Annotated in this window: 12 protein-coding genes; 4 read left to right on the plus strand and 8 right to left on the minus strand. The window is 72.4% G+C overall.

Annotated elements, in window-relative coordinates; all coding sequences use genetic code 11:
• Positions 1-47: 47 nt before the first annotated feature.
• The 5 genes from ACF1DX_RS34065 to ACF1DX_RS34085 form a co-directional block, all read right to left on the minus strand.
• Complete coding sequence (locus tag ACF1DX_RS34065; protein ID WP_391795031.1) at positions 48-602, minus strand: transposase; 555 nt, start codon at positions 600-602, stop codon at positions 48-50.
• 170 nt (positions 603-772) lie between these two features.
• On the minus strand, positions 773-877 hold the full coding sequence (locus ACF1DX_RS34070; RefSeq protein ID WP_391795032.1) for a transposase domain-containing protein: 105 nt from the start codon (positions 875-877) through the stop codon (positions 773-775).
• A gap of 631 nt (positions 878-1,508) precedes the next feature.
• Entirely contained in the window at positions 1,509-3,869 is a 2,361-nt protein-coding gene (locus ACF1DX_RS34075; protein WP_391795034.1) for a PQQ-binding-like beta-propeller repeat protein, read from the minus strand.
• 119 nt (positions 3,870-3,988) lie between these two features.
• The gene (locus ACF1DX_RS34080) at positions 3,989-5,824 is read right to left on the minus strand and encodes a protein kinase (RefSeq protein ID WP_391795035.1); all 1,836 of its coding nucleotides are present in this window, start codon (positions 5,822-5,824) and stop codon (positions 3,989-3,991) included.
• Between the two features lie 74 nt (positions 5,825-5,898).
• On the minus strand, positions 5,899-6,747 hold the full coding sequence (locus ACF1DX_RS34085; RefSeq protein WP_391795036.1) for a menaquinone biosynthetic enzyme MqnA/MqnD family protein: 849 nt from the start codon (positions 6,745-6,747) through the stop codon (positions 5,899-5,901).
• Positions 6,748-7,063: 316 nt separating this feature from the next.
• On the opposite strand from ACF1DX_RS34085, the gene ACF1DX_RS34090 reads away from it, so the two are divergent.
• Positions 7,064-7,267, plus strand: a complete 204-nt coding sequence (locus ACF1DX_RS34090; protein WP_003992177.1) for a cold-shock protein — start codon at positions 7,064-7,066, stop codon at positions 7,265-7,267.
• A 506-nt stretch (positions 7,268-7,773) separates the two neighbouring features.
• Positions 7,774-8,430, plus strand: a complete 657-nt coding sequence (locus tag ACF1DX_RS34095) for a class I SAM-dependent methyltransferase (RefSeq protein WP_391795037.1) — start codon at positions 7,774-7,776, stop codon at positions 8,428-8,430.
• Positions 8,431-8,437: 7 nt separating this feature from the next.
• On the opposite strand, the gene ACF1DX_RS34100 is transcribed toward ACF1DX_RS34095, so the two are convergent.
• Positions 8,438-10,357 carry an AMP-dependent synthetase/ligase gene (locus ACF1DX_RS34100; RefSeq protein ID WP_391795038.1) on the minus strand — a complete coding sequence of 640 codons (1,920 nt, stop codon included), beginning with the start codon at positions 10,355-10,357 and terminating at the stop codon, positions 8,438-8,440.
• A 207-nt stretch (positions 10,358-10,564) separates the two neighbouring features.
• Entirely contained in the window at positions 10,565-11,851 is a 1,287-nt protein-coding gene (locus tag ACF1DX_RS34105) for an acetyl-CoA C-acetyltransferase (RefSeq protein ID WP_391795039.1), read from the minus strand.
• 91 nt (positions 11,852-11,942) lie between these two features.
• Here ACF1DX_RS34105 and ACF1DX_RS34110 point away from each other — a divergent pair, with 91 nt between their 5' ends.
• A complete protein-coding gene (locus ACF1DX_RS34110; protein WP_391795040.1) occupies positions 11,943-13,247 on the plus strand; it encodes a 3-oxoacyl-ACP reductase in 1,305 nt (434 codons plus the stop codon).
• Between the two features lie 8 nt (positions 13,248-13,255).
• A complete protein-coding gene (locus ACF1DX_RS34115; protein ID WP_391795041.1) occupies positions 13,256-14,110 on the plus strand; it encodes a MaoC/PaaZ C-terminal domain-containing protein in 855 nt (284 codons plus the stop codon).
• Here ACF1DX_RS34115 and ACF1DX_RS34120 read toward each other — a convergent pair.
• The gene (locus ACF1DX_RS34120) at positions 14,080-14,772 is read right to left on the minus strand and encodes a TetR/AcrR family transcriptional regulator (protein ID WP_391795042.1); all 693 of its coding nucleotides are present in this window, start codon (positions 14,770-14,772) and stop codon (positions 14,080-14,082) included. The genes ACF1DX_RS34115 and ACF1DX_RS34120 overlap by 31 nt on opposite strands.
• Between the last annotated feature and the right edge of the window lie 94 nt (positions 14,773-14,866).

Consider the following 14,866-nt stretch of genomic DNA (forward strand, 5'->3'; position numbering starts at 1 on the left):
TTCGGGAGTGCGGGCGCGCAGGACACGGCCGCCGAGGATGGTGGACTTCAGCTCCAGGTAGGCGGCCCCGATCTCCCACCGCTGGTGGCAGGGGGTGGCCAGTTCGGCTGCTGGGTGGCGGCGGTGGTCGAGCAGGGTGGTGGCGAGCCGGTAAAAAGGCCTGTGTGCTGTCCCGCCGTTGTTCTGACAGTGATCTCGCAGTCGATGACGCGCACGGGTACCGGACCGAGGGTGTAGATGTAGGAGCCGTTCCGGTAGCGGGCCAGCACCGGCATGCGGCGGCCGTTCTTGAGCCTGACCAAGACCTCGGATCCAGCGTCTGCAATGTCTTTGACCAGTTTCTGGGCGGCGGAGTTGCGGTCGGCCAGCAAAATCATCTCGGGCTGTCGGCTGCGCGACATGCGCGGGACGTAGGTGGTCTCGCCCGAGGTGGTGGGTCCGAAGACGGCGTCGATGAGGGCGCGGGTGCTACAGGCCACCAGAGCCAGCAGGCGGACCTGCGGGTAGCCGGTCCCGCCGTGGTTACCTTCCTGCTTGGCGAACCCGGTCAGGACCGCGGGGCTGTCGGACACAGTCATGGTGGTGCCGTCCAGCGCGACCACCAGCAGCCCGCGCCGTCGTGCCCCGGTGTCCGCGGACCGGCCACGGATCCTTTCAACAGGTCGAACAGTCATTTCAGTGGTGCGGCGCCGATACGGCTGCGGGCCTGGGCCAATGCGCTCGCCGACGGCGTGGCGAGAGACAGACCGGCCAGCGCGCCGGTGAGCTTGCGTCACACCAGGAACGCGGCCAGCAGCAGGCAGACGACCACGCGGGACGGCAGATCCCGCAACCTCGACTGGACCCGACCGGTGGCTTTCAGTGCCTCGTCGACCATCTCGAAAGGTATGAGCCGGGTGAGCTCACCGATGTGGCCAGGGGCGAAGCGGGCCCCGGCCACCGCCCGCGACTGCCGTCGCCTTGTTGTCCATGGGGCGAGACCGTCTAACCGTCAGCCCCGTTCTGTCCCACTTCCTCCAACGGCATCTGAGGGGCGAATGCGCGCAGAGCGTTCACGAGACGTTCACGGTCAAGGGTCCACAGATTGATGTGCCTGCTCGCCAGGAACAGGTCATGATCAATGTGCGGTGCGAGCCGGGCCGTCTGGTCTCGGCTGAGCGATGCGTTCGGCCCAGGAAGCGCCGGAGCCCCCGGCCGACGACGCAGCCCCACGTAGCGCATGGGGGTCAGCGCGGCCGTTTCTTGCTGCCAGAGAACCACGGCGGAGACGTCGTGCCACGGTACGAACGCGGTCTGGTCGGCATGGCGTGCGGGCGCTCCGCCCAAGGTGACGCCCCGGTCGTCGACGCGGAACGCGACAAGTCGCCCCGTCCAGGCTCCGCCGAGGAGTTGAAAAGGTGTCCAGGGGTATCGGACTTCGTACACGGAGGATTCAGGTCCGGGCATGCGGCGATCGCCTCTCTTTACGATGGTCTTCTCCGCCTTTCATCACGGTATGCACCACGTCCTCAGACGGCGGGCAGAGCGTAGATCTCCGGTCCGTGGGTGGCCAGCAGCCGGTTGCCGGAGAGGGTCACCTGCCACGGTTCGCCGTTGTCCTTGGTGTCGTCGTAGACCCAGCGGACCTTGCCGGTCCGGGCTTCCAGTGCGACGACGCCGCCGCCGGACAGGCCGCCGGTCGCCCCGTACAAGGAGGAGCCGGCGCGCAGGAACGTCTCAGGTCCGTCGGCTTCCAGGTCGTCGCAGAGCCAGGTCCGCTTGCCCGTCTTGACGTCCACCGCCCAGACGCCGTCGTCGTGGTCGCTGACGTACAGCACGCCGTCGATCACCGAGGGGTTGCGGAAGGCCCGGCGGCCGTTGGAGGACAGGGTCCAGCGGGTGTCGCCCGTGTCGGCGTCGAGGGCCGTGAGCTCGTCGCCCGGCAGGAAGACGAGGCCGCCCGCGACCGTGGGCTGCCAGGTCCAGTCCTCACCGATCTTCCTGGTCCACAGCTGCGCACCCGTGGCGGTGTCCCGCACCGTGAGGTTGTGGTTGGAGTCGGCGTACACCAGGTGCTTGCCGGAGACACTGCCCTGGACGTCGTAGTCCTTGGTGCCCCAGTCCCGTCTCTGCAGCCACGTCTTCCTGCCGGTGGTGTGGCTGACGGCGGCCACGGCCGTGCGGTATTCCGTGGCGCTCCTGGACTCGCCGAAGTCCTTGGCCGTGACGTAGACGTTCTTGTCGTCGACGGCGATGGCGGAATCGACCGACAGGGACTCGCCCAGCCGGCTCCGCCAGACCTCCTCGCCGGTCTTCACGTCGAGGGCGACGAGCACTCCGTCGTAGCCGCCGTCGGCCAGGAACACCTTGCCGTCGTGGAAGAGAAGGGGCTCTCCCGGGCGGCACGCCTCCTTCTTCGACCAACGGGCCTTGCCCGTCCGTACGTCGTAGGCGACGAGCGGATCGCCACTGATCAGCAGCAGGCCCTCGTGGGTGAGCAGCGGCACGAGCGCGCTGGTGCTGTCCTCCGCCACCGACGTGTGCCACAGGGGCTGGGGCGCGACGCCGGGGGGCGGCGTGGTGAACCGTTCCCCGGCCGGTTCGGCCGAGCCGCCCCGGCCCGCCTCGTCCGTCGTGGAAGGGGAGTCGCCTCCGTCCCGCGTGAGCCACCAGGCCGCTCCGCCTCCGGCCACGGCGACACCGGCGGCGCCGAGCGCCAGGCCGAGTGCGTGGCGACGGGACCGGACGGTGCCGGTGCCCGGCTCGCCGAGCCGCACCGTGCCGGGCAGGGAGGTGCCCGGAGCGCCTCCGTGAGCGGGAGCGCCATGACCCGGTGCGGGCGCGCCGCCGTAACCGGGGGTCGGCGTGCCACCGTATCCAGGGGCCGGCGTACCGCCGGGGTGACTGCCGTACGCCTGGGCCGGGTTGCTCGCACCGGGCCCCGCCGTCATGGTCGGCGCCGGACCGAAGGACGCCACGGCCGGGGCCGATTCCGGGGCGTCGAGGTCGAGTATCCCCGCGGCGTGCGTCGCGATCGTCGACGCCACCGCCGACGGCAGCCAGTCGGTCAGGACGGGCCCGACTCCCTGCGGGGCCAGTGACGTCACGATCTGCGCCGGTGCGGGACGCTGTGCGGGGTCCTTCGTCAGGCAGGCGCGGACCAGGCCCAGCAGCGACTGCGGTACGCCGGTGAGGTCGGGCTCGCCGTGCACGATCTGATAGAGCAGCGCGGCGTGCGAGGAGGCGCCGTCTCCGTAGGCCCCCCGGCCGGTCGCCGCGAAGGCGAGCACCGCGCCCAGGGAGAAGACGTCGCCCGCCGTGCCGACGTCCTTGCCCTGCGCCTGCTCGGGGGACATGTAGCCGGGCGATCCGACCACGACTCCGGTCTGTGTCATACGGCTTCCGTCGACCGCCCGTGCGATGCCGAAGTCGATGACACGGGGGCCGTCGGCGGCCAGCAGGACGTTGGACGGCTTGAGGTCGCGGTGGATCAGACCCGCCGCGTGCACCTCCTGCAGTGCCGCGGCGAGGCCGACGGCCAGGGCACGGACCGTGCGCTCCGGCAGCGCGCCGTGCGCGGCGACCACGTCCGTGAGGTCGGGACCGAGCACGTACGACGTCGCCAGCCAGGGAAGTGACGCGTCCGGGTCGGCGTCCACGACCGGCGCGGTGTAGCGGCCGGACACCGCCTTGGCGATCTCCACCTCGTGCCGGAAGCGCTCCCGGAAGCCGGCGTCCGCCGCGAGATCCGGGCGCACCACCTTCACGGCGACGGTACGGCCACCGGGCGAACGCGCCAGGTACACCCGCCCCATGCCGCCGGCGCCCAGTCTTCGCAGCAGGCGGTAACTGCCCAGCTCGCGAGGGTCGTCCGGCTGCAGAGTCTCCATGGTGGCCTTCCCCGTCATGATGCCCGTGCGGCATGTGCTGCGCCTGGTGTCGTTCGCCGACGCAGACACATTAGTGAGTGCGGGGAGACGGACAGCGACCGGGAGGAGCCGAAGGGCACTTACTTGATCTTCGACAACCGGGCCTTCGGCGACCCCGACTCCTTGCTGTCCGACTCGTACACGAGGTCGTCGCCGGCCGGGGTGAGGCGGACCGTGTGCTCGGCCTGGTTGCAGACGTCGCGGTTGGACTTCGCGCCGACGGACGTCGTGACGAGCTGTTTCCTCGTGACCTGTTTCAGGGTGAGGACGTCGTCGCAGACGCCGCCGAAGATGTCCGTGTGGCGGAGGGTGCCCACCTGTTCGCCGATCTCCGCCTGTTCGAGGGTGACGCGGAACGTGCCGAGCGGAATGGCGATGCTCTCGCGGGAGTTGGCCTGGCCCTCCCAGGTGCCCAGGTAGGCGGCGGGGACGGTGACGGGGGAGGCCGGTTCCTCGGACTCGCCCCCGTCGTCGGACTGTGCGGCGCCGCCCTTGGAGCCGCCCGGCAGCAGGTCGAGTACGAAGACGGAGCCGACGGTCACCGCGGCCAGCGCGCCCGCCACCGCGAGGGCGACCGTGCAGCTGACGCGCCGGCCCCGGCCGCCGCGGTCGGGGGAGGAGGCGGCCGCGAAGGAGACGGAGAGTTTCCCGGGACCGCCCCGGCCGTCCGGGCCATCCGGGTCACCCGGGCTGCCCCGGTCCACCGGTTGGGTGGGCGGGTGCGGGGTCGCGGGGGCGTGGGACGGTGCGTCGCGTGGCTCGGGGACGGCGGCCACGCCCGGCCCCTGTGTCACCGGCATCACGGGCGGCGGGCCGAAGCCCCCGGACACCGCGCCGGCCGACGGGGAACCCCCCGGGGAACCCCCCTCGGACGGATCACCGAGGCCCCCGGCCGGCACGGAACCCCCCACATCCGGATCACCGAAGCCCTCGCCCACCGGAGCCCCGCCCGCCGGCTCCCCCACCGACGGCCTGCTGAACCCCACCGGCCCCGACGGCCCCTCCCCCGTCGCCTCCAGGTTCAGGAGTCGTACCGCGGCCCGGCTCACCTGCTCCACCAGGGCTCCCGGCAGCCAGCCGGCCGTCATCAGGCGGGCCGCGCCGCCCTCGGGGGCCAGGCGGCGGGCCAGTTCGGCAGGGGTGGGGCGGGCGGACGGGTCCTTGTCGAGGCACGCCGCGACGAGCTCGCGCAGCTCGCCGTCCAGCCCGTCCATCCCGTCCAGCTCGGGCGGCTCGTGCACGACCTTGTACAGCAGCGCCGCCGAGGAGTCGCCGGGGAAGGGCGGGCTGCCCGTCGCCGCGTACGCCAGGACCGCGCCGAGGGAGAAGACGTCCGCCGCGCCCGTCACGCCCTTGCCGAGGATCTGCTCGGGGGACATGTAGCCGGGGGAGCCGATGGACACGCCCGTCGACGTCAGGGACGCCGTGCTGTCCGTGGCGCGGGCGATGCCGAAGTCGATCAGGAGGGGGCCGTCGAGGGTGAGGAGGACGTTGGACGGTTTCACGTCCCTGTGCACCAGGTTCAGCGCGTGGACGGCGGTCAGCGCCTCGGCGAGGCCCGCGCCGAGCGCCCGTACGGTGGGCGCGGGCAGCGGGCCGGTGTCGGTGACCGCGGCGGCGAGGGACGGGCCGGCCGCGTAGGCGGTGGCGACCCAGGGGACCCGGGCGCCGGGGTCGGCGTCCAGGACGGGGGCCGTCCAGGCGCCGCCGACCCGGCGGGCGGCGTCGACCTCGCGTCGGAACCGGGCGCGGAACTCGTCGTCCAGCGCGAAGTGGGGGTGCACGATCTTCACCGCGACCGTGCGGCCCCCCGCGCTGCGGCCCAGGTAGACGCGGCCCATGCCGCCGGAGCCGAGCCGGCCGAGCAGCCGGTAGGGGCCCACGGCCGTGGGCTCGTCCGCTTCGAGCGGCCGCATGGCGTCCACCCCTCCCCCGTCACGCCCGTACGCCGGAATCCTCCAGCAGGGTAGTGGGCGGGCCGCCCGCGGCCTCAGGGCCGGAGCAGATCGACCTTCACGTCGGCCGGGAACCCGGTCGTCGGCCCGACCCGGCGGGCGAACTCGGCGACCGCCTCCAGCTGCGGGGCGCCGAAGCTGAAGTCGAGGGTGGTGAAGTACTGCGCCAGGGTCGCCTCGTCGAAGGCCTCCCAGCGGGCCGCCTGCTCGGCGACCTTGTCGACCTCCTCCAGGGAGAGGTTGCGGGAGGCGAGGAAGGCCTCGTGCACCTTGCGGGTGATGAGCGGCTCGCGCTCCAGGTAGTCGCGGCGCACCGCCCACACCGCGAAGACGAACGGCAGGCCCGTCCACTGCTTCCACAGGGCGCCCAGGTCGTGCACGTCGAGTCCGTAGCGGGGGCCGTCGAGCATGTTGGCGCGCAGGGCCGCGTCGCCGATGAGGACGGCGGCCTCGGCCTCCTGCATCATCAGGCTCAGGTCGGGCGGGCAGGTGTAGTAGTCGGGCCGGACGCCGTACCGCTCGGCGAGGAGGAGCTGGGCGAGGCGTACGGAGGTGCGGGAGGTCGACCCGAGGGCGACCCGTGCTCCGTCCAGCCGGTCCAGCGGGACCTGCGAGGCGATCACGCAGGACATGACGTCGCCGTCGCAGCCGACGGCGATGTCCGGGAAGGCGACGAGCTGGTCCGCGTGCTTGAGGAACTCGACGAGGGTGATGGGCCCGATGTCGAGGTCGCCCTGCACCAGCTTCTCGCTGAGCTTCTCCGGGGTGTCCTTCGTCAGCTCGAAGTCGAGGAGCGTGCCCGTTCTCGCGAGCCCCCAGTACAGGGGCAGGCAGTTCAGGAACTGGATGTGGCCGACGCGCGGCCGGGTGCGAGGATTGTCCACATCGTGAGGCTAGTCCTCGTCCCCGGTGGGCGGACCCTCACCCCCTCACCCCCTCGATCGCCCACATGTTCGATCGAACGCCCGTGACGGACGGAGTGTTCAAACATTCGGGTGACGTGATCTTGACCTCTATTGCATTCGGGAGTCTGCGTGCTAGGCTCGTCGCAAGTTGCAGTTTGGTTTCCCTTGCAGTACAGAGCCTGCGGAGCATGTGACCGCGGGCTCTCGTCGTTCTCAGACGGATGCACTTGTGCGGAATAGTCTTCACACTTGCTGGTTCTGGAGCAGGGCAACCCTTTGGGCCCAAGGAGGGCTTATGGCTACCGGAACCGTGAAGTGGTTCAACGCCGAAAAGGGCTTTGGTTTCATCGCCCAGGAAGGCGGCGGCCCCGACGTCTTCGTCCACTACTCCGCGATCAACGCGAGCGGCTTCCGCTCCCTTGAGGAGAACCAGCAGGTGTCCTTCGACGTCACGCAGGGTCCGAAGGGCCCGCAGGCGGAGAACGTCACCCCGGTCTGATCCTCGCCGATCCGGGAACGACTAGCAGTACCCAAGGAGCCCCGCGCCGTCAGGCGACGGGGCTCCTGCCTTTTCCCTCCCGCCCCCGATCCCGCCATCGAAATACCTCGGTGAATATTCGGGGAATTCCTCTCATACGTGCTGCATGATCAGTACGAATTTCGTACCGGCCTCCCACGCCTCGTACACGCGCCTCGTACGCGTGCGGCACATCCCCGCGGTACGTCATGCGGTCCTCCGGGCCGAGTTCCGCGCTCTCCCCACTCTCTCCGCTCTCCCCGCTCTCTCCGCCGGGCCCCGCCTTCACCCGTCCCGCGCCGACCACGATGTGCTCCACGATCCCCGGAATGTGCGGCTCGAAGGCGCGTACGGTCCCGGTTCCGGCCCCACCGCGCAGACGTCGCGCCCGTGCGTCCGGCGCGTGCCCGCCCGGCCGCGAAGAGCGCGAGGCCGGTTTCGCCCCATGCCCCCGGAGCTGTCGGTGGAGGCGAGTAGGGTCACCGCCCATGACCGCCACCGACGCCGATCACACCGTCGCCACCCGCACCTTCTACGACGCCATCGCCGAGGACTACGCCGCCCTGTTCCGTGACTCCCTCTCCGTCATGCCCCTGGACCGGGCGGTGATGGCCGGTTTCGCCGAACTGGTCGGTGAGGGCGGCCGGGTGGCCGACCTGGGGTGCGGTCCCGGACGGGTGACCGCGCATCTCGCCTCCCTCGGGCTCTCCGTCTTCGGTCTCGACCTGTCGGAGGGGATGCTCGCGATCGCCCGCCGCGAGAACCCCGGCCTGCGCTTCGAGCAGGGCTCGATGCGGAACCTGGACCTCCCCGACGGTGCCCTCGCCGGCGCCGTCTCCTGGTACTCCACCATCCACACCCCGCAGGACGAGCTGCCCGCCGTCTACGCCGAGTTCCGCCGGGTCCTGGCGCCCGGGGGCCATCTGCTGCTCGCGTTCCAGTGCGGCGACGAACCCCGCCGCCACGAGCGCCCCTGGGGCCACCCGGTCACCCTCGACTTCCGGCGCATGCGCCCGGAACGCGTCGTCGCGCTCCTGGAGGCGGCCGGTTTCACCCTCGTCCAGCACACGGTGCGCACCGCCGACACGGACCAGGGCGAGTCGACGCCCCAGGCGTTCCTGATCGCCCGCGCGGCGGCGGGGTGACCCGGGCCTACCCCCCGTACAGCCCTTCCACCTCCGCCGCGAAGTCCCGCAGGATCTCCTCGCGCCGCAGCTTCATCGACGGGGTCAGGTGGCCCGCCTCCTCCGTGAAGTCCACCGGGAGGACGGTGAAGCGGCGGATCGACTCCGGACGGGAGAGCATCTTGTTGGCCTCGTCGATCGCGCGCTGGAGGATCGCGTACAGCTCCTCGTCGTCGAGGACGAGTTCCGGCGGGACCGGGTGCTTGCCGTTCATACGGCGCCAGTGGGTGAGGCCGGCGGGATCGAGGGTGATCAGGGCGGAGACGTAGGGGCGGTTGTCGCCGACCACCATGACCTGGGAGATCAGCGGGTGCGAGCGGAGCCAGTTCTCCAGCGGGGCCGGGGCGACGCTCTTGCCGCCGGAGGTGATGATCAGCTCCTTCTTGCGGCCCGTGATGGTCAGGTAGCCCTCGTCGTCCAGTTCGCCGAGGTCGCCGGTGTGCAGCCAGCCGTCGGGGGCTGCGGGGACGATTCCGCCCGCCCGGGAGTCCCAGTAGCCGCGCAGCACGTGCTCGCCGCCGACCAGGATCTCGCCGTCCGCCGCTATGCGGATCCGCGTCCCCGGCAGCGGCCAGCCCACCGTGCCCAGACGGGGTTTCATCGGGGGTGTCACCGTCGAGGCGCCGGTGGTCTCCGTCAGGCCGTAGCCCTCGAAGATCTCGATGCCGGCACCGGCGTAGAACGCGGCGAGGCGGGGGCCGAGCGGGGAGCCGCCGCAGATGGCGTACCGCACCTTGCCGCCCATGGCGTTGCGGATCTTGCGGTAGACCAGCGGGTCGTAGAAGGCGCGGGCCGTCTTCAGGGAGCGGGACGGGCCGGCTCCCGCCCCCGTCTGGCGGGCCTCGACGGCCTCGCCGTAGCGGCGGGCCACCGACTCCGCGCGGTCGAAGGCCGAGAGCCGTCCGCCCGCCTCCGCCTTCGCCCGGGCGGTGTTGAAGACCTTCTCCAGCATGTACGGGATGGCCAGCAGGCAGGTGGGACGGAAGCTCGCCAGGTCGGGCAGCAGGTCCTCGGCGGCCAGGCTCGGCGCGTGGCCGAGGCGTACCCGGGCGCGCACACAGGCGACGGCGACCATCCGGCCGAAGATGTGGGACATCGGCAGGAAGAGCAGGACGGAGGCCTCTTCGCCGGTCCGGGCCTTGAAGACGGGGTAGAGCAGCTCGATGGCGTTGTCCACCTCGGCGAAGAAGTTGCCGTGGGTGAGGGCGCAGCCCTTGGGGCGGCCGGTGGTGCCCGAGGTGTAGACGAGGGTGGCGAGGGTGTCGGGGCCCAGGACGCCGCGGCGCACCTCCACCTCCTGGTCGGGTACGTGCGCGCCGGCTTCCGCGAGCGCGTCGACGTGGCCCTTCTCCACGACCCACACCCGCCGCAGGTCGGGGAGGTGCGCGAGCTCGGGGCCGAGGGCGGCGGCCTGTCCCGCGGTCTCCGTGACCAGGGCGACCGCGCCGGAGTCGTGCAGGATCCAGCGGGTCTGGAAGACGGAGGAGGTGGGGTAGACGGGGACGGTGACCAGTCCGGCGGCCCAGGCGGCGAAGTCGAGCAGCGTCCACTCGTAGCGGGTGCGGGCCATGACCGCGATCCGGTCGCCCGGCGTCAGGCCCTCGGCGATCAGCCCCTTCGCGACGGCCAGGACCTCGTCGGCGAATCGCCGCGCCGTCACGTCCCGCCAGTCGCCGTCCGCCGTCTTCCGGCTGAGCACCACCTCGTCCGGCGCCGTGCTCGCGTTCTCGAACGGCAGGTCGGCGAGCGACCCGTGCCGCACCTGCCGGGCGAACGGCGGTACGGACACTTCCCGTACGACGCCGTCCAGCCGCCGGATCTCCGGCTCGACCAGGACGGGTGCTCCGTAGACGTCGTCGTCGAGAGCGGAGGAATAGGCGGTGGACACGGGCGGCTCCTGGGACGTGCAGGGGGAACTGCGTGCTGCCACGACATACGTGCCTCGCACGCCGAGGCGCTCACCGGTGGCCGCGGGAGAAAGGGGTTACCACCGGTCGGTGCGGAGATCGTACGGCCCTGACGTGGAAGGTCTGTGCGGGTTCGGGGACGGTCCCGGGCCGGGGGTGTGCAATGTTGTGGGTTACGTGAGGGTCACTCACGTACGCTCCAGGATCGCCGTCACGCCCTGGCCGCCCGCCGCGCAGATCGAGATCAGTCCGCGTGCGGGGGCGTCCCGTTCGGCGAGGAGCTTCGCCAGGGTGGCCACGATGCGGGCGCCGGTCGCGGCGAAGGGGTGGCCGGTGGCCAGGGACGAGCCCGCCACGTTCAGCCGGGCGCGGTCGACGGGCGCCAGGCCGCGCTTCTCCCAGGCGGCCAGCGTGGCCAGCACCTGGGAGGCGAACGCCTCGTGCACCTCGATCAGGTCGAAGTCCGCCATGCCCAGACCGGCCCGCTCCAGCATGCGCGGGACCGCGTGGGCGGGTGCCATCAGCAGGCCGTCCTCGCCACCGGCGACGTCCCCGTGCACGAAGTCCACGGCGGCCGTCTCGTACGCGGTCAGATGGGCGAGGGGTTCCAGGCCGCGCTCCGCCGCCCACTCCTCGCTCGCCAGCAGCACCAGCGCGGCACCGTCGGTGAGCGGGGTCGAATTGCCCGCCGTCATGGTGGGTTCGGGGCCGTCGAGGCCGAACACCGGTTTCAGCGCGGCGAGTTTCCCCACCGTCGAACCGGGGCGCAGGTTCTGGTCGCGGGCCAGGCCCCGGAAGGGCACCACCAGGTCCTGGAAGAACCCGCGTTCGTACGCCGCCGCCAGCCGCTGGTGACTGGTGGCCGCCAGTTCGTCCTGCGCCTCGCGGGTGATGCCCCAGGCGCGTGCGGTGACCGCGGCGTGCTCGCCCATGGACAGGCCCGTGCGCGGTTCGGCGTTGCGCGGGATGTCGGGGACGAGGTGACCCGGGCGCACCCTCGCCAGGGCCTTCAGCCGGCCGCCGAGCGTCTTCGCCCGCCGCGCCTCCAACAGCACCTTGCGCAAAGCGTCGTTGACGCCGAGGGGCGCGTCGCTCGCGGTGTCGGCGCCGCCGGCGATCGCGGCCTCCGTCTGGCCGAGGGCGATCTTGTTGGCGGCGGCGATCACCGCCTGGAGTCCGGTGCCGCAGGCCTGCTGGATGTCGTAGGCGGGGGTGCGGGCGTCGAGCGCCGAGCCGAGGACGGTCTCGCGGGCGAGGTTGAAGTCACGGCTGTGCTTGAGGACCGCCCCGGCGACGAACTCCCCGACGGCGCCCGGCGCCCGGAGTCCGTACCGCTCGACGAGTCCGTCCAGCGCGGCGGTGAGCATCTCCTGGTTGGAGGCGGTGGCGTAGGGGCCGTCGGAGCGGGCGAAGGGGACGCGGCTGCCGCCGACGACCACGACGCGCCGGACGGCGGCGGGCTTGGAGGTGCTCATCTCGACCTGCTCCTCACCGTGACATAGTCTTACCTCCGGTAACCTTACTCCAGAGTAAGCACGCCTCGGAGCAGTCACGGAGGAATCCCCCATGGCCGACCGTTATCTCGGCTTCACCGGCACCGCGCCCGGCCGCTTCCTCACACGCCGCCTGGGCCTGCCCCAGCCGGCGACGCTGCGGCGCTGGTCACCGGAGCGGCCGGAGCTGGACGGCGGCCTGCTCCACCTGACAGCCGGGAAGTCCGGCCTCGACCTCGCCCCCGTACTCGCCCGCACGGGACCCGCCCCGGACGACACCGGCCGGCCCGCCGCCGTCGTCCTGGACGCCACCGGGATACGGGACGTCGACGGGCTCGCCGGGGTGCACGCGGCCCTGCACCCCGTCGTACGGTCCCTCGCCGCGAGCGGCCGGATCGTGGTGCTCGGCGCACCGCTCGACCCCGCCGACCACCATCAGGCCGCCGCCCAGCAGGCGTTGGAGGGCTTCACCCGCTCCCTCGGCAAGGAGACCGGCCGGGGCGTCACCGTGAACCTGGTCCGCCTCACCGACGCCCCCGCCGCCGAGTCCACCCTCCGCTTCCTGCTCTCCCCCAGATCGGCCTACGTCAGCGGCCAGGTGATCGGCGTCGGCACGCACGAGCCCCCCGCCCCGTACGACGTGGACCGCCCCCTGTCCGGCCGTACCGCCCTGGTGACCGGCGCCGCGCGCGGCATCGGCGAGGCGGTCGCCGGGACGCTGGCCCGGGACGGCGCCGAGGTGGTCGTCCTCGACGTACCGGGGGCCGAGGCGGACGCCCGGCGCGTCGCCGAACGGCTCGGCGGAAGGGCGCTCCCCCTCGACATCACCGCCGCCGACGCGGGCGCCCGCATCGCCGAAGCCCTCCCCGACGGCCTCGACGTCCTCGTCCACAACGCGGGCATCACCCGTGACCGGCGGCTGGTCAACATGCCCGCCGAGCGCTGGAGTCCGGTGCTGGAGGTGAACCTGGCGAGCGTGCTGCGCACCACCGACGCGCTGCTCGACGCCGGGACCCTGAGGCGCGGCGGGCGGATCGTCGCCACGGCGTCCATCGCGGGGATCGCCGGAAACGCCGGCCAGACCAACTACGGGGCGAGCAAGGCCGGGATCACCGGCCTGGTCCGCGCCCTCGCGCCGCACGCGCTCGCCGGGCACGGGGTGACCGTGAACGCGGTGGCGCCCGGGTTCATCGAGACGAGGATGACGGCCGCCGTCCCGCTGCTCATCCGCGAGGCGGGCCGCCGGATGAACTCCCTCGCCCAGGGCGGCCTGCCCGTCGACGTCGCCGAGACCATCGCCTGGCTCGCCCACCCGGCCTCGGGCGCGGTGAACGGGCAGGTCGTACGGGTCTGCGGCCAGAGCCTGCTGGGGGCGTGAGAGGGTTCATGACACCCACGATCGAACTCCCCGCACCCCCCGCTCTCGCACCGCTCCTCGCCCGCGGCGCCCTGCTCTCCCCCTTCAAGCGCCCGCGTCCCGAAGCCGGTTACCCCCGCACCCGCCTTGTGCTGCCCGCCCTGCGCGTCGACACCGCCCGGCTCACCGCGTACGAGCGGGTGTGCGGCTTCCCGACCGGCTCCGCGAGCCCCGGGGACGCGCTGCCGGTGACCTATCCGCACGTGCTGGGCTTCCCCCTCGCCATGCGCCTGATGAGCGGGCCGGACTTCCCGCTCCCGCTGCTGGGCCTGGTCCACACGTCGATACGGATCACCCGGTACCGGGCGACACCGGCCACGGGCGCGTACGAACTGACGGTGCACGTCGACGGGCTGGCCCCGCACCGGCGCGGCACCCAGGCCGCCGTGGTCACCGAGATGCGGGACGGCGGGGACGTCGTGTGGGAGTCACGGAGCACGTATCTGGCCCGCCACCGGACCGCCTCCGGACAGCGGAAGGACCAGGAGGGGGAACGCGAGCCCCTGCCCGCCGTCGACGAGTGGCGGCTGGCCGGGGACGTCGGACGGCGCTACGGTGCCGCGTCCGGCGACCGCAACCCGATCCACCTGCACCCGCTCACCGCCCGGCTCTTCGGCTTCCCCCGCGCCATCGCGCACGGCATGTGGACCGTGGCCCGCTGCCTCGCCGCCCACGGCACCCCGGACGCGGCACGGGTCCGCGCGGACTTCCGGGCGCCGGTGCTCCTGCCGGGGACGGTGACGTACGCGGCGCGGGGCGGACGCTTCGCGCTGCGCGGCGACGGCGGCCGGGTTCACCTGACCGGTGAGGTCAGCCCGCTCTGAGCCGTCCCCGGGACGGGCTCGTCGTCCGGCGGGGTCCAGCGGCGGCCGGCCATCAGGTCGCCGAGCCCCGCCCAGGCGAAGTTCATCAGGGTCGCCGCCGACTGCCGGGCCGTGACACCGGGGGTGGCGTTGGCCCAGTCCGCGAGGGACTCGGCGGCGCCGACCAGGGCCTCCGCGAGCCCCGAGACCTCACGCTCGGGCAGATCAGGGTCCCGGTGGGCGTCGCGGGCGGCGATGAGGATGAGCTGCGTCACGAACGCCACGATCTCCGCGCGCATCGCGGCGACCTCGGCGGCGAACACCTCACCGTGGGTGCGGGCCTGGAGGTGCAGCACCGCCCAGCCGTCGGGGTGCCGGGCGGTGTGCGTGAAGAACGCCGTCAGACCCGACCAGAGCTGGCGGTCGGCCGGCAGACCGGGGCGGGCACCGGCGCGCACGGCCTCGACGAGGGCCTTCGCCTCGCGCCGGATGCACGCGGTGAACAGGTCTTCCTTGGAGTTCAGGTACAGGTACACCAACGGCTTGGACACACCCGCCAGTTCGGCGATCTCGTCCATCGACGCCGCCATGTACCCCCGCTGTCCGAAGGTCCGTACGGCGGCGTCCAGCATCTGCTGCTCACGGACCGCACGCGGCATCCGCTTCGTCTTCACGGCACCCATGGGACACAGCGTACGGTCCGTCTCCTGCCGGATCATCGCTGTGGACCACGTGCGTCATGTGAGGCACGTGGTCCAGGTGATTCCACACCACCGG

The organism is Streptomyces sp. NPDC014676 (assembly GCF_043084105.1).
Lineage (GTDB): Bacteria > Actinomycetota > Actinomycetes > Streptomycetales > Streptomycetaceae > Streptomyces.